This is a genomic window from Mycoplasmopsis agassizii (assembly GCF_002276225.1).
GTDB classification, from domain to species: Bacteria; Bacillota_I; Bacilli_A; order Mycoplasmatales; family Metamycoplasmataceae; genus Mycoplasmopsis_B; species Mycoplasmopsis_B agassizii_A.
Genome location: NZ_NQNY01000005.1, coordinates 36,985 through 53,711, shown reverse-complemented (window position 1 = coordinate 53,711; position 16,727 = coordinate 36,985). Strand labels below are relative to the sequence as shown.

General features: G+C 26.4%; 12 protein-coding genes. 4 read left to right on the top strand and 8 right to left on the bottom strand.

Annotated features, from left to right (window positions below; translation table 4 throughout):
- Positions 1 to 12: 12 nt before the first annotated feature.
- Positions 13 to 1,311: a hypothetical protein gene (locus CJJ23_RS02135; protein WP_095334733.1), complete on the bottom strand. Its 1,299-nt coding sequence runs from the start codon at positions 1,309 to 1,311 to the stop codon at positions 13 to 15.
- An 8-nt stretch (positions 1,312 to 1,319) separates the two neighbouring features.
- Positions 1,320 to 2,198 (bottom strand): nucleotidyltransferase family protein, encoded by an 879-nt coding sequence (locus CJJ23_RS02130; protein WP_095334732.1) that lies wholly within the window; start codon positions 2,196 to 2,198, stop codon positions 1,320 to 1,322.
- A 40-nt stretch (positions 2,199 to 2,238) separates the two neighbouring features.
- Here CJJ23_RS02130 and mutM point away from each other — a divergent pair, with 40 nt between their 5' ends.
- On the top strand, positions 2,239 to 3,063 hold the full coding sequence (gene mutM / locus CJJ23_RS02125; protein ID WP_095334731.1) for a DNA-formamidopyrimidine glycosylase: 825 nt from the start codon (positions 2,239 to 2,241) through the stop codon (positions 3,061 to 3,063).
- Here the strand turns inward: mutM and CJJ23_RS02120 are convergent.
- The 6 genes from CJJ23_RS02120 to ffh all read right to left on the bottom strand — a co-directional run bounded on the left by CJJ23_RS02120 (position 3,058) and on the right by ffh (position 12,536).
- Entirely contained in the window at positions 3,058 to 3,447 is a 390-nt protein-coding gene (locus CJJ23_RS02120; RefSeq protein WP_095334730.1) for a hypothetical protein, read from the bottom strand. The two genes, mutM and CJJ23_RS02120, sit on opposite strands and share 6 nt — an antisense overlap.
- A gap of 1 nt (position 3,448) precedes the next feature.
- A complete protein-coding gene (locus CJJ23_RS02115) occupies positions 3,449 to 7,237 on the bottom strand; it encodes a hypothetical protein (RefSeq protein ID WP_095334729.1) in 3,789 nt (1,262 codons plus the stop codon).
- On the bottom strand, positions 7,209 to 9,734 hold the full coding sequence (locus CJJ23_RS02110; RefSeq protein ID WP_095334728.1) for an Mbov_0397 family ICE element conjugal transfer ATPase: 2,526 nt from the start codon (positions 9,732 to 9,734) through the stop codon (positions 7,209 to 7,211). Before CJJ23_RS02110 ends, CJJ23_RS02115 begins: the two co-directional genes overlap by 29 nt.
- Positions 9,734 to 10,762, bottom strand: coding sequence for an Mbov_0396 family ICE element transmembrane protein (locus CJJ23_RS02105; protein WP_095334727.1), 1,029 nt, complete (start codon positions 10,760 to 10,762; stop codon positions 9,734 to 9,736). Before CJJ23_RS02105 ends, CJJ23_RS02110 begins: the two co-directional genes overlap by 1 nt.
- 3 nt (positions 10,763 to 10,765) lie before the next feature.
- Entirely contained in the window at positions 10,766 to 11,107 is a 342-nt protein-coding gene (locus tag CJJ23_RS02100; RefSeq protein ID WP_095334726.1) for an Mbov_0395 family pilin-like conjugal transfer protein, read from the bottom strand.
- A gap of 97 nt (positions 11,108 to 11,204) precedes the next feature.
- Positions 11,205 to 12,536 (bottom strand): signal recognition particle protein, encoded by a 1,332-nt coding sequence (gene ffh, locus CJJ23_RS02095; protein WP_095334754.1) that lies wholly within the window; start codon positions 12,534 to 12,536, stop codon positions 11,205 to 11,207.
- 203 nt (positions 12,537 to 12,739) lie between these two features.
- On the opposite strand from ffh, the gene CJJ23_RS02090 reads away from it, so the two are divergent.
- From CJJ23_RS02090 to pstB, 3 genes are read left to right on the top strand one after another with little or no spacing between them, the layout of a single operon-like run.
- Entirely contained in the window at positions 12,740 to 13,936 is a 1,197-nt protein-coding gene (locus tag CJJ23_RS02090; protein ID WP_095334725.1) for a substrate-binding domain-containing protein, read from the top strand.
- A complete protein-coding gene (gene pstA / locus CJJ23_RS02085) occupies positions 13,937 to 15,913 on the top strand; it encodes a phosphate ABC transporter permease PstA (RefSeq protein WP_095334724.1) in 1,977 nt (658 codons plus the stop codon).
- Complete coding sequence (gene pstB / locus CJJ23_RS02080; protein ID WP_095334723.1) at positions 15,894 to 16,727, top strand: phosphate ABC transporter ATP-binding protein PstB; 834 nt, start codon at positions 15,894 to 15,896, stop codon at positions 16,725 to 16,727. The genes pstA and pstB overlap by 20 nt, the downstream gene beginning before the upstream one ends.

The following is a 16,727-nucleotide window of genomic DNA, read 5'->3' as shown; positions in this document are numbered from 1 at the left end:
TGAATAAAAAACTTACTGTTTTTTATTTTTTATTTCATTTAAAATTAACTCTTTAGTATTTTCAGTATGAATAAAGTTAAGTAGCTTTTTATTAATAAATAAGTGATTAAAAACAAACAAGAAAATTCCAAAAATTTGAATTATTGGTTTCATTGGATTAGTTGCAATTTGAGCATTTGCTCAACTTGTATTGTGAGCAAATTCATTTCTTAGTGCACGAGAATCATCAAATTGATAATGATTTTTAACTAGGAAATTTTTAAGTATTAATCTGATATCATCTGAAAAAATACTTAATCAGATATCAGGTTTACGACTTATTAATAAATCGTTTAATGAGCGTGTTTTAATTTTAGTTACTTCACTTGAATGATTTTCATGAATAAGTAAAGCAGTCGATCTAATTAAGCCTTCAATAATTTGTGAAGCTCTTGAAACACGTGAGAAATATAAGTCATTTTTAATTACTTTTGAAATCTGACTATTTAAAGACATTTTCAAAACATATAAATAACCTTTAATTTGTTCAACTAAAGAATTTTCTTTTTTATTGTAATATTCAGTGCTGAAAAATTTTTCTAAAATTCCAGCCATCTTAATCATTTTCTTAACAAACTTATTAAAAGATTCTGCTGATGAAAGAATATCATATGAAATATATGAATTAATTTCATCTGAAACATTGTTAATAAAATTCAGTCTTTCAAGTGTGAAGAAATTAGCTTCATACTCTTGAAAACTCATATTATTAAAATTATGATTTGATTCTATTTCAGGATCAAAGAATTTTGAAACTCATTTATATTTGCCTAAAATAGGGTCTTTTACAAAGAAATGAGTAATACTAATAATTGAAGCATAATCACGATCTTCATCATCTTGATCAATTAAATTATTTAAATTAATTTCTGCAGTGTTAATGATTTTATTTTTAAAATCAAAAAAGGAATTATTAATTTTAACATTGTTACCTGCATTTAAAACTGGTGTTAGATCAGTTTTTAGAATTTCTAGTTGACTAGGTTCTTTTTTAACTGGTTCTTTATCAGGATTCATTAAACGTTCATATTCATCCAAAATTTCCTGATTGACATTACTGAAAATTCTAAATTTGTTATAGATGTAATTAAAGTCATTAGTTAAATTAGCTTGGTTGTTTTCCTGGTTTAAAACTTTTTGTCTTAATGTGTTTAAACCGTTTTTTATTAATTGATTTTCAGCTTTCAGACTCTGGTTTTCTTTTAGTAAAGATTCAAGATTGTTCGCCTTTTTATTTGAAGGTTTTTTTATTTCTTTTTTAACACTACTCATACTCTTGATTAATAATCAATACCTTTCCCTTTTTTGATTTCTAAATAAAAATTTACCATTGCTCTTCTTACAAAAGATGCAGGCGTATATTTTGAAGTACATGCCTTGACAAAGTCATTGTAAGATTTTGCATAAATATGTTTTTTAAATAAATTATATAGTTCTAAATTGATTTTTTTAATATAAAAATAACTATATTTTAAATTATTCAAAAATAGAGATTGGAAGATAAAATATCAATTTTTCATTACCTGTTTTTCATTTTTTAAATGATTGAAAGCAGGTGTATATTTTTCAATGTTTTTATTTTCTAAAAACATTTTACGAATATTAGTTGCACTTGTAATATTATCAATCGTTTCATCAGAATTATAATCAACATTTCTTTTTAAAATTAAATATGAAATGTTAAGATTTAATTTTTCAATTGCTTGAATATAAGAAATTGCTAAGATGTCATTTGATTTAATTAAAACATTTTTATTTTCTTTAAGTAAAGAAAAATAATTTTTATATTCACCATTATTAATTTCTTCTTTTAAAAGATCAGAAAGTTTTTTTAATTCTTCATAACTTCCTAATTCAGAACCAAAGCTAATATGAGTTATAGCATTTTCTTCAAACCTAGAAATTATTTTGCTTGCAAAAAATGGTGCTCCTTGAACAACTTCTTCATCAGTTAATTTAATAACTTGATCAGTTCCATATTGAAAAGCAAATTTTTTTCTGATTTCAAAATCGAGAATATTAATTGTTCCTCTTTGAGTAAAATAATCACTAAGAAAAATCACTATCTCAGAATCAGGATATTTAGTTTTTAATCAATTTAATTGTCTGATATGTCCATAATGAAAAGGGTTATATTCAGCAATGATAGCAATTTTCATATTAATTTAAATTTTAGCAAAATTACTTTAAAATTTAAGAATGCCTGAATTGCCAGAAGTTAGAGTTAATTCCTTCAAATTAAATGAAGCAGTTACAAATAAAATAATAGTTGATATCAAAGTGTGAAAGCCAAAACTTATTCAAGAAATAAATGAAGAGGAATTTAGAAATAGTTTAATTGGTAAACAAATAAAAAGTGTTTCCAATATTTCTAAGTTTTTAGTTTTTGAACTTAGTGATGATACTTATATGCTGAGTCATTTAAGAATGACTGGTCAATATTTATTTTGAAATACACCACCTGATTTTTTAGAACAACACATTCACGTGATTTGATATTTCAGTGATGGTTCACAACTTCAATACAAGGATTATCGAGCGTTTGGAACATTTCATATTAGAAATAAAAGTAATCTTTTAAGTACAAAACCTTTATCATTAATTGCTAAGGAACCCCAAGAAATTGATCCTAATGATTTTTTTAAATTAACTAAAAAATCATCAAAAGCTATTAAGACTTTTTTATTAGACCAAAGCAAAATTGCGGGTCTAGGAAACATTTATGCAAATGAAGTTCTTTGAGCCTGCAAAATTCACCCTAGTAAACTTGCTAGTGAAATATCTTTAAAAAATGTTAAAGACATTTTAAAATTTGCTGCACAAATAATGGATGAGTCCACAAAATTAGGCGGCTCAACAATTGATTCTTATTCATCGTTAAATAAACAGGAAGGAAATTATCAAAACTTTTTACAAGTACATCTAAGAGATAAAAAAGAGTGCCGTAGATGTAATACAATCATTAAGAAATTTTCACTTAATGGTCGCAGTTCTTATTACTGTCCTAAAGAGCAAAAATTATAATTGCTCAGCTTTTGCTTGTTCAACTATTTTTTTAGGTCTAAGCAGAACAATTGTATGGTCATCCATATTTTTGTCTAATGATTCATAAATTGTGTGAAGTAGTTTTATTTTGATTCTTTCTTCAAAGAAATTACCTTCAATAATTTCATTTAGAATTAAATTATCTAAATGAATTTTTTCAATTTCATAACTAATATATCTATCGATATAGTAATTCTGTTTTTGTGTTTTTAAAGAATAGTTTCCTAATGATTCATCTGTAAATAATTCGTTAAAGAAATAACTTTTTTCATCTTCACTTATAATGATGATTTCATCAGTTTGTTGATTTTCTTTGAATTTAAAATAACTTTTAATTTTAAGTGGGGTTAATAATGGAGCCATGTTAGACAGCCTTTCTTTTTAATCTGTTATGAACTACTTTTGAAATTACAACAATTGAAATGATTGATAAAATAGTTATCGGAATTATTCAATATAATTTTGAAGTAGTATCTTCTTGTGAATTTGATTCAGCAAGTGAATTATTTTTTGTTTTTGAAATCATTTCATTTAATTCTTCATTTGAAACAATTTCAATTGTTTTATTTGAACTTGATGTAATAACTGCTTCGTTAGTTATTTTGATAAACTTATCATTTAAAATATTTCTTGACTTTGAAACTAATTTTAAATATATGCTTGTGTCAGTTGTGTTTACACCTAGAAGAAATCCAATATATTCTGAATTATTGACATCTTCAAGATAAACATCTTTTCCATTTACAAGTTTATATTTATCAAGTTCAGTTTGTAAATTTGTAACTATCTGTTGAACAGCATCGTGACTAGTTGTTGCATTGATTTTTATCTCTGATATAGCTAAAGATGATAAATCAAATTGATAGTTTTGTTCTTTTGAAACAGTATTTTTGACTAAAATTTTTTTGCTATTTATGAAAAATTTTTGTTTAGGAATTAGCTTGATTTTGAACTCAAAAATTCCTTCTACATTTTCGTTAGTTTGTAAATTTTCAAAGTTTTCTATTTCAATATCTGTACCTAAAATAATGTTCAAATTTGACAACCTGTCTGTGATTTTGGTTCAAATTTGGTTTTTTAATTCAACGTTATTTAAAGCATTTGTATCGATATTTTCAATATCTAATTTTTCAAGATCTTTGTATTCTAAATTAACTTTTTTAAATACAAAATTATATAGATAAAAACTTGCATAAAAGTACTGTTGTTTATCTTTTGAAAATACCTTAACATTTAAATATTTATTATTTTCATTTTCCAATTCGAAGTTAACAATATCATCGATGTTACCATCAATCTTGTAATCAAAATATTGTCATAAATCTTTTTCAATATGCTCTTTTATATGTTTATCAATTTCATCTTTAATACCATCTATAGTGTTAATGCCATTTAAATTTAAATCAGGTATTTGAATATTATAGAGAGTTGTGTTATCAATTGAAACTGGTAAATTATCAATATAATCTCTTTCTAGAAAAATAAATTCTTCACCGTTTTTTACTTTTGTATCAGTTAAACTTTTTTGTCATACAAGAACATAAATCTTTTTGTTGGATATAAAATATCAATATTTTATTTCTAATTTTTCTTCACTAATGAATTCATCAAATTTTTCTAATTTACTATTAGCTCTAATTTTATTTGATAGTTCAGAAACAAATAAATCACTTTTAAATTTTTCATTTGTTCTTCTTTCTTTTCCATATTCATTTTCAAAGACAATTGAAAAAGGTGCTGAGTTTAAATTGTTACCTTTAATTCTAAAATAGTTAGAAAAAACATCTTCATCCATATCAAATATTTCTTTATATGGAAATTGCTTTTCAATAATGAAGGGTTCATAAGTGTCGCTTATGTAAAAGTTGATATGATTAATTTTTTCTCAAATTGTTCTGATTGCCTCATCAGAACTTATTAAGTTATTTTCTTCTAGTTTTTTCTTTAAAAACTTAAGAACCTTAGAATCATTTTCAACTTGCCTAATTATTTGTTCTGCATATTCATTATCAATATAACCAGATGTATCACCTGGATTTTTTTCTAATAATCTGTTAATAGCATCTGTATGTCCAATACCTCTTGTGGGGTCATTGGGATTGCTGGTGTTTTCTCTCAATTTACTTTCTATTTCTCGTAAGTCATTAAAGCTAAGAGGGGCTTTAGTGTTATTTGGTAAAAACCCTCCTCTTTGTGAGCTGATAGTCGGTGAAGAAGAAGTACTTTCTAGATCTCCTGCTATCGGGACAGCACTTTTAGGATCAAAATCTGTCACGTATTTAGTTCAATAAGACATTAGTTCTTCATAACTTAATTCATTAAGAGAATCGATTTTTAAGGATTTTTTATTGACTAAATAATCTTTTAAAATTTTTCCGTATATTGAAAAATCAACAGGTATAAATTTTTTTGAATGAATTAGTTTTTCAAATGATTTGTCATTGCCAATATGAATCATTGTATATTTTTGAACTTGCTTATCATCAACTCCCAAATTAAAAACGTGTGTTTTTTCTGATGAAATGTAGTTATTATTTTCATCCTTAATTTTTTCATGTTCGATAAACTTTCAATCATTTTTTTCGCCATAAATTTTATGTTTTAAATAATTATATTTTATATCTGAATTAATAACTATACCTTTTCTGCTGTGAACAACTTCGACAAAACCACCATTTTTAAGATTTTTATAAGTTTGGTCAATTAAGTAACTGTTATGAAAAAAAATATCGTCAGTTACTCAATAAAGTGATGATTCTAAACCTGTATCTGGCTTGATATTTGGGTTATATACTTTATTAACAATATTTTGTTGTGGCCCGATATATGGTGTAATTAATAAACTCTGATCTGCATTGATGGCCGGGTTTCAGCCAAATCATTTGTATCTAAAATATCCTGATGATGGATATTTTTTAAAAATAAGTTGGTGTGCATTAGGGAACATTTCCGATGATATTTTTAAGTTAACCTGTTCGTGTTCACCCATATTTTCTTCAATGTCATATTCAAACATGCTGTTTAAAACACTGATTTTTTGATCATCTATATATAGCACATCGTGTTTTTTTTCATTAGTTGAAAAAGTTATCTTGGGATATTGATATGAGTGCCATTCCTCTATGCCATCAGAGTTTTTAGTAACATGTGGAATTTCATTACTATATAGTTTTGACATTCAGTTGCTTTTTTTATAGTAGATATCAAGATTCTTTATGATTTCTTGTTTATTCTCCATAACACCATAACTTCAATCAACAAAAAATGAGTCAATAGTTACATAATCACTAATTTTATAATCTGTAAAACCTATCTTGACTTTCATTTTAGTAGTAATAGCACTTTCATAAGTAATTTCATAACTTATTACAAATTTACTTCTGTCCTTTAGTTCAGATAATAGTTTTTCAAAATGCTCTTGAAGTCTATTAAACTTATTCCCTGTTCCTGATTTTAGATTTTTTGATGTATCAGATGGATTAACACCTATAGTTATTCTTTTTTGAAATGCATCAATCATTTTTAATAATGACTCTTTTACACTTTCACTCATTAGTGGTATGTAGGAAATGATAGTCTCTTGGTAAATCGTTAATTTATTTACTAGTCAATATGTTTTGCTTCTTCCTTGAGAAATGTCTAGTTTTAAAACAATATATTCGGGTTGTGGATCTCCAACATGTTCATATTTGTATCCTGTATTTGTTTCATTAAATCTTTTTTTAGCTAAATTTATGTCATTTGACTGGAAAGACTTAGTAAGTACTTTACCTGCAGTATAAAGATTCCTATTATATATTTCAATTTTAGTAATATTTCTATTTGTTGGAATTACTTCTATTTCAATAAATTTTTGATCTTTCTTAATTTCGCCTATTTTATAAGTTTCAAATTCCTTACCAGAATAAACTCTTACATCATAGTCAAAATTTCTAGCATAAAGTGTCGCAGAAAAATTTTCTTCAGTTTGCTTTGTATCTATGAATCAATGATATTTATTATAGAATGTGGTATCTCTAGGAATCACATAAGCGAAGGGGTCTATCAAATCATTTCTTTTTGCTGGTGGTTTTGCACTTATTGAGACAGTTGATATTAAACCAATACTGATTAAACCAAGGCTACTAAAAACAATATTTCTTTTCAGTTTCATTGTAATTTACAAGAAGTTTTCTCCTTTCGTGTGGGTTAAATCCAAAAATAATTTCACCTTTTGCAGCCTTTAATAGGAAGAGTTTTTCATCTTCAGATAAACCTCCACTGTATTTATAAAAGTCATCAATAATTTCTATATCCATGCTTTTTAAATTAAAAAAGAAACTAAATTGTGTATTAGAAATTATTGCTTTTGATTTTCTCGCAGCTTCATTTGATAAAATAAAATCTGAAGGATTTTGTGTTGCTAGCATTAATGAACCTTTATATTTTCTAATTGTCTTTGACATCTTAAATAGAAAGTCAAGAACAATTAAATTTGATTCATCAACTAGTAAATGCGCTTCATCTATAAAAACAATTAAATTATTATTTTTGTCTCTTTGATTATTTATTTCACTTTGAACATAATTTAAAATAGTGAAAAAACTATTTAATAAAATATTTTTATCATTAGCTTCATAAATATTTTTCACATTTATAGTTGTTAAATTTTTATCAAATGTAATAGATGATTTTTGGTTATAAAGTTTTTGATACTTACCATGATTTTGAAAATCATTTTTAAGCATTTTACTTATTAATAATTTGTCATCTTCTTCATCAATATATGTGATTAGATTATCGATTAAAGGAAAGTCTTTTTCATTAATAATTTTAGCTTCATAATCTAAATAAATTTTCTTTAATATCTTTAATAAAAAAAATAATTCATAGTCATCAATTGAAGGATATAAAGTTATAAATCATTTTTTTAACCAGTCAATATGAATAGCAAAATCCTTTTGATAATCATCTGAAAAATTTCTAATTTCTAAAGGATTAAAAGAAATATTTTCATCAGCATATAAATTCAATCTTGAACCATTATGTGCTTTTGTAAATTCGTTGTATTCATTTTCGGGGTCAATTATTATTACCTTATTATTTATCGATAAGTTGTAAGAAATAACTTTTTTTGCAAAAGTACTTTTGCCACTTCCGCTAGTTCCAAAAATAATTGAGTTACTATTTTTTCTACCATTAGATAAATTAAATTTATCAAATACAACATTTTCTCCAATCATACTTTTTCCTAAATATAAAAGGTTTCCATCATTAAAATTACTTGTATAAAATGGTCATGATTCTGCTGTTGTGGAACTGGGTAAGTATAGATTATTTGTTTTTACATTTAAGACAGAATGAAAGAAAATTGATGAAAATAATTCTTTTTGGAGAAAATCTCCATCTCAAACATCAATACCTAAAGTATGTAGTTTTTGCCGTATTTCTCGAGTTTTTTGTTTCAAATCATTCTGATTAAAATTTTTATTAATTAAGAAAATTGAAGATGAATATAAATTTTCGTTAGAACTAATAATTCGTTTGGATAATTTTTCTAAAACTTCAATTTTGTATTTTTCATAATCAATTTCAGTTTGTACTTTTGAATTTGTTAAATTAACTTTTGTATTGTTTAAAGATCTATTAATTAGTGTTGCTGAATCTTCTTCTCCTAATCTATTAAGATGTCAAACTACATCACAATCTAAAGAAAAAATCTTTTTTGCTCAACCATGATTTAATTCAAATGGAAGCGATTCAATTTTTTGAATTTTAATAAATTGATTATTCAAATTTATTTGTGAACTCGAATAATTGACTTTTAATTTAGAAACAATTTTATTAAAACTTGACAGTATATTTTTTTCATCATTGTCGTCATTTTTTAAACCTTCATTAATATTTAAATTTACTTTTAATAATAAATTCAAAGTTTCCGAAACAGTTAATAAACGACTTTTAAAATTTAAAATATTAAAATTGCTTTCTAATTTTTTGATGTCAAAATTTAGTTCAGATAATTCAGGATTTGAGATAACAATATAATATTTATTTATCTTATTTTTATTTTTTAATAATTCCTGAAAATCTTGTTTATATGAACTTAATAATTGCTTATTTTGTGGAGCAATTATTTTTTTAAAAAATAAATTATTCTCTTCTAAAATTTCATTTTCTCTTAGCTTGATAATTGTTACTGTTTTAAAATTCTCTTCAATAACTTTTTTAAAGCTAATTAATTTTTTATCCCTTTCTCTTTCGGAATAACCTTCCAATTCAAAACCATTGACTTCAAAAATTTTTATATAATTTTTTGAAAATTTGAATTGTTTAAAATAAACTGTATCTTTTTCGATTGAATATTTTTTATCTAATTCAAGGTTATCTTTTTCTTTATCGTATTTTTTAATTGCTGTTTGAAAGTTAAACATTCTTCAAAGCAAAACATAAAGTTTACATTTATGTTTTTTACTTCTAATTATTAACGATCAAAGTGGTAAGGCTAAAACTAGAGTTAATGCAATTTTAACAATGTTATTTAGATCGGGTATATATCAGAATATAAAGAAAGATAATAACAAAGTCAAAATCATATAAAGTAGATCAAAAAGATGAATATTTCTATGAATCTTTAGATCAATTTTTTTGGATACTTTAGGTACGAGCATTATCTAATTTCCTTTGCGTAATAATTTTTATAGTGTTCGATGTATTTAGTTTTTAGGTTTCACGAACTTGTTTTAAACATGTTTCTGTATTTGAATTTTTTAACGAGTGCTTCTGAAAATTTAGTAATTGACATCAGATAAGCAACAAGTAATAAACCTTTAATAGTGATTCTCTGTGATAACATGGATGTTCATTTATCGACTTCAGCAAATAGAATTGAATTAATTAAAGATGTAAATTTTAAAAGAACTAAAATCAAAAATAACTTGATCGAATAGGAAATAATTCTTTCTTTAAAGTAATTAATTTTTGAAGGTTCATTATTAGTCACTCAGACAATCATCATTGGGCTAGTCATTGCAAAGTAAGATATTTTAAGTTGTAATCTCATTATGTAAACTACTAACTTAATCAAGAAAAAACTTACTACATAAGATAACACTCCAACCATAACTATAGACAAGTTACTTCACCTAGTTGCTCTTCAAAGATCAAAATCAGGCACTCTAAATTCGCCGTCATTTGCTCCTTTTAATCAATCTTGCATAGATGTTTGTGGTGGTTTAAGTGATTCATAGAACATGTGAGAAAACATTTTGTTTCCTCCTGTAAAGATATCCCCGTTTATACTGTCCAAAAGACTAGAGAATAAATAAAATGCAAAAAACAGGATAAAGGGAACTGCAATAATTAGTAAATAGAAGACAAAAGAGTTTTTTAGAGCATATTTCATCCTGATGAAATTGTTCTGACTCTGATTTACCATTGTTCTTAAATAAATACCAACAAAAATAACTGCAAACATTAAAAGTGAAATAAAAAAGAAAAACAGAAAAAAAGTTGATGGGTGGATATTGCTTGCAGTTGAATTAGAACTGAAAACAATATTTTTTGTAAAGATACTGCTGACAAACGATAACAGTTTTTCAATGCCATACAAAACTGCTAAAGGCACAGTGATAAAAAGATGTCAAAAGACTAAAAATAAAATATATTGTAAAGTCTCGCCTAGGTTTCAAATACTCATTGTTTACCTCAGTTTCGGAATATATAATGCTTGAAGAAAGCTGTTTGTATTTGGTGTTGCTGATAGTTTAGCTTCCATTAAGTTAATTGCAATCGAACTAACTCCTCAGATGATTAAAACAGCGACAAAGCTAATTCCAACTCATTTAATGCTATTCATGTATCTCGCGCGTCTTTCAACGTTATTAGCATTGGCTGCTAATTTAACAAAGTAAAATATTACTAATACAATTAAAGCAATTGCTATAGCTCCACTAAAAGCACCTAAAACAGCATTGACAGTTGTTTTAATATGGTCGCCAAATAACTTAAGGTCGCCTCTGGCTAATGCTTGTGTTACAATCATGTCTCCTCCTTTCACTCTAGCAATAAAATTTTTGACCCCAAAAGGAAAAAATTTTTTAAAAAAATACTACCCCTAAAGGGGTAGTAAAAAGTTGTTTTTAAAAATTTATTAAGTTTTTTCCGTTTCGTGCCTTGTCAGCCATCAATTTCATCTGTTTTGACATGCGATCGAACTCGATAATTAAGCGATTATATTCTTGAGCGCTTTTACCTGAACCTTTCATGATTCTTTGCTTACGAGACGCATTTTTTAAAAGCCGTGGTTTTTTGCGTTCTTCTAATGTCATTGAAGAAATTAAGATTTCAAATAGTTTGATTTTTTCTTCAGCTTCACTAATTTGCTCTTCACTGATTTTTCCTGCTAAACCCGGAATCATTTTAATTAACTTGCTCATTTTTCCTAGCTTTTTAACTTGATTAAGGTTTTGCATCAAATCATCTAATGTAAAGTTGCCGCTAAACATTTTATTAACCATCTTTTTAGCTTCTTTTTCATCGATAACTTCTTCAGCTTTTTCAATTAAGGTTAAAACATCACCCATACCTAAAATACGATCAGCCATTCGATCAGGATGGAAAACATCAAGATTTGAAGTTTTTTCATCAGTACCGATATATTTAATAGGAATGTTTAGCATTTCTTTAATACTTAAAGCAGCTCCACCACGTGCATCTGAATCTAACTTAGTAATAATTACTCCTGTTAATTTTAAACGCTCATGAAAAGTGCTAATAACATTTAAGATCTCTTGACCACTAAGTGAATCTAGCACATATAAAATTTCATCTGGTTTAAAAATCTTCTTCAGATTCTCTAGTTCGACCATTAATTCTTCATTAATTGATAAACGACCTGCTGTATCTAAAATCAATAAGTCGTTTTTATTTTCATAAGCAACATCAAGTGCTTCTTTAGTAATGTCTTCAGGTTTGAAATCAACTCCTTTATCAAAAGTGTCAATTTGAATCTGTTTTCCTAAGATTTTAAGTTGCTCAACAGCAGCAGGGCGATAAATATCGGCTGCAATTAGTAAAGGCTTTTCAATTTCCTTTTTCTTACGCAAATGAAAAGCTAATTTTGCAGTTGAAGTAGTTTTTCCTGAACCTTGTAGACCTACCATCATAATTTTGAAAGGTCGACTTTCGATTTTAATTTCACTTTCTTTTGAACCTAGAATTCTAACTAATTCATCTTTAACAATTTTAATCATCATTTGTGAAGGATTTAGTTTTCCAATAATTTCTTCTTGTAAAACTTTTTCCTTGACATTATTGACAAAGTTTCTGACAACTTTTAAGTTAACATCAGCTTCTAATAAAGCGACTCTAATATCTCTAGTTACTTCAGCGATATCTGATTCATTAAGGGTTGTTTTTGAACCCATTTTTGACATACTTTTTTGTATTCTATTACCTAAAAAATTTAACATTGACATAATTTATTCATTATAAATTATTTTATTGAAATTTATCTGATTTTATTTTTTACCGATGTTTGGTAGTTATTTTTTTTAAAGTTTATGATTGTCAGGTGTGTTCTTTGAGACAAAAAATAGTCTAAAAATAGTCAGAATAAATTATTAAAATAATTGTTTTTAATATATCATTTGTTTGATAAAGTTTCAAGGTGCAAATGAAAAAAAACAAATTGAAATTACTTTTTATGCTTACTCCAGTAGCACTATTTTCATTAACAATTTTAGCTGTTTCATGTATTCCTCAAAATGTAATTGATGCTAAAGGCTCTTCCTCTGTTCTACCATTTATGGCAGCTTTAAGACGTGCTTATCAAAATTATGATAAAGAAGCAGAAATCAATATTCAAGCAGGTGGTTCTGGTCTTGGAATTGCTTTAATTGCAGAAAACGGAACAACTTTAGGTAATGCTTCAAAAAGTCCTGCATCAGCCGTTAGAGGCACATCTTTAGAAAGTCATTGAAAAGAAAATAGAATTAAAACTATTACTCTTGGAAAAGATGGTATTGTTTTATTAATGAAATTACCAAGCAATTTAAATGCTGATGACTTTTCAATTAATAAGGATAATATAAATAATTTATATACTGCTTTTGCTGGTAATGAAGATGTTAAACTAAGTAACTTTTATAATAAAGATGACCAACAAAATTTAGATTTATTAAATAATATAAATTTAATTCCTTTTGCTAGAAGTGGTGGTGCAAATTCAAGTGGAACTGCTGAAGCGTTTTTAAAAGATTCAAATATTAAGCCAAAAGAATCTCTTTCTTCATCAGTTAAAACAATTTTAACTAGTGGCGATTATGGATTAAAAACTAAGATAACTGCAGAAGCAAATGCTGAAGCTTATAATAGATTTAAAATTGAAGGAAATGAAAATGGAAGCGTGATTTATTTATCAGCAGGATATGTTTTAAATAATTTAGAACAAATAAAAAACGATGGTTTTACCTTGATAAATTACTTCCAAAATTCTAAGTCAGAAATTAATAATAATACAGTTTCTGCAACATTAGAAAATATTGAAAAAGGAACATATAAATGGGTTCGTCCTTTTAATACAATGATTAGTTTAAAACATGCTGCAGAAGGAACTAAAAATTTTATAGATTACATATTTTTTAATGGTGTATTTAATTCTCAAAATAAAGAATTAGTTAATAATGTTTTTAATGAATTAGGAGTTGTTGAATTATCATTAGAAGAAAAAATTACGATGTTTAAAAATTCATCAAATATTAATTTAGAAGGTTTAACAATCGAACAATTATATAATCAATATAGACAAATTTTTTGAAACTCTGCTGATTATGAAATTGATGCTGAAAACGGCAGTTTTGGGGCGTTTTAGATGCAAAATCACAGGACAAAAAACAGAATAATTAAAGATAAATCATTTTCAATTTTCTCTCAGATTTTGACTCTTTTAGTCATTCTTATTTTTATAGTTTTAGTACTATTTATTTTCATAAGGTCAATTGATGGATGAAAAGAATATGGTTCAACTATTTTTTCAGATTCGTTTAATTTAAGTGCAACCCCAAGCACTTCTCAAGCATCAATTTGATTACCATTATCTATTACAATTTTAGTAACTTTTGGATCATTATTAATAGCTACTCCACTAGGTATAAAATCTGCCATCTTTTTAAAATTTAGATTAAATAAAAGATACGTTAAACCACTATTAATTATTGTCAATTTATTGTCGGCAATCCCTTCAGTTGTCTTTGGTTTATTTGCTACTTCTTCACTAGGAGAATTTTTAACTTTATTATTAAATACATCTTTAACGTTTAGTGTTTTAAACGCCATTATTATGCTTTCATTTATGGTTTTACCAACCATTGTTTTATTAGTTTATAATGCTTTAGATGCTGTTCCAAAAGAATTATATTTAAATCCTTTTGCACTAGGTTCAACTAAAAACCAAAGTATTTATAAAATAGTTTTAAAAGAATCTAGAAAAGCAATAATTGTCGCAGTCATCATTGCCATGGGAAGATCAATTGGTGAAACTATGGCATTGAATTTTATTTTAGTGTCACAAAATTTTAATGCTGTTTTTAGTTCTGGACAAAACATTTTTGTTACAAGTTTAAAAACCTTAGGAGCAGTAATTTCATTCAACTATTTTGGGGAAAATGCAACCATGGCAACTCGAAGTTTATTGAATGCATTTGGTATTTTATTATTAGTATTTGTCATCATCTTAAATTTATTTGTATTTTTTATACAAAACAAAAACATGAAAAGTAAGTATCAATTTTTAAGAAAAATAGAAACCAAAGTTATTAAAATATTAAGTTATATTCCTGAGCATTTGATCATGTTTTTTGAGTATGTCTTCTTTAAAAACTCTGAAAAATTAACTTTAAAAAATGATACTAATTCATCTAAATTTATTCACCAAAGGTTTAATCGTAAAAAGCTTTTTTTAATTAATAAGTGAACTAAAATAACAACTGAATTTATAGCCTTTTCATTTGTAATTTTATTTATTGGATGAATTTTGATTTTTATCTTAGTAAGAGGTGGACAAGCAATTTCATTGCCAACTCAAACAATTACATCATTCGATTTAGATAGCACAGGCAGGGCTATAGTTAATACGATCGTAATTGTAGTAATAGGAATTTTAATTGCTTTTCCTTTCACATTATTTGCTGCAATTTATTTAGTTGAGTATACAAAAAGTCCTAGATTTAGAAACATCGTGATGTTTTTTGTAGATGCTTTAGGTTCTACTCCATCAATTTTATTTGCCATTTTTGGTGTTACATTCTTTTTACAAACTTTGGGTCTAGCAGCAGGTGGGCCCAATTCAAATTCACTGCTTGCAGGTATTTTAACAATTGTAATTGTTATCATTCCAACCTTTATTAGAACAATTGAACAATCACTTTCAAGCGTTCCTGACGATGTTAGAATTAATGCCTATGCTTTAGGAGTTTCAAAAGTAAGTACAATTTTTAAGATTGTACTGCCACTTGCCTTGCAAGGAATCATCACAGCAATAATTTTAGCAATTAGCCGTATCATGTCAGAAACAGCTCCATTATTTTTAACAGCAGGATTAACTAGCTCAAACCGTTTTAACTTTTTACTTCCGGGTCAAAGTTTAACAACAAGAATTTTTGCTCAGTTATTTAACCCTGCATCCAATGCTCAAGACATTATGTATGAAGCTTCATTTATGGCGATTTTATTAATTTTAGTTTTTGTCTTAATTTCTCAGTTAATAATCCCCTTATCATTTCAACATAAAGATAAAATCAAGAAACTGTTTCAAAAAAGGAAGGTAAGCCATGCTCAAGCAACTATCTAATATTATAAAAAGTAAAAAACCAGTTAAGGTAATTGATGTAAAACAAGATTTTGATAAGCAAAATCATGTTTTTGAAGTTCGTGATTTTAGCATTTATTATGGTGCTAAAAAAGCAATTCATGATTTAAATGTCGATATTAAGAAAAATAAAGTAACGGCCTTTATTGGTCCATCAGGTTCAGGAAAAAGCACCTTTATTCGTGCTTTTAATTTAATGAATGATTTTACAGCCGATGCTCGTTCTGAAGGTGACATTTATTTTGATGGCAAAAACATTCGCAGTAAATCATTAACAAACATTGAATTAAGGACAAAAGTCGGGATGGTTTTTCAAAAACCGACAGTTTTTAACTTGTCGATTTATGAAAATGTTGCCTTTGCTTTAAAGATCCATGGCATTAGAGATAAAAAAGTGCTTGATAAAATCGTGCAAACCTCATTAGAAAGTGCAGCCCTTTGAGATGAAGTTAAAAATACTTTAGATAAAAAAGCTAGTTCTTTAAGTGGAGGACAGCAGCAGCGTTTATCAATTGCCAGGGCAATTGCTTTAAAACCAGAAGTTTTATTAATGGATGAGCCTACTTCGGCACTTGATCCTATTGCTACTGCTAAAATTGAACAACTGATTAATAAGCTAAAAAATGATTTTACAATTATTATTGTGACTCACTCAATGGCACAGGCACAACGCATTAGTGATGAAACTTTTTACTTTTATCAGGGTCATTTAATTGAAAAAGGTAGTACCAAAGACATTTTCACTAACCCAAAACATAAAGAAACAAAAGATTACATTAACGGAAAGATAGGTTAA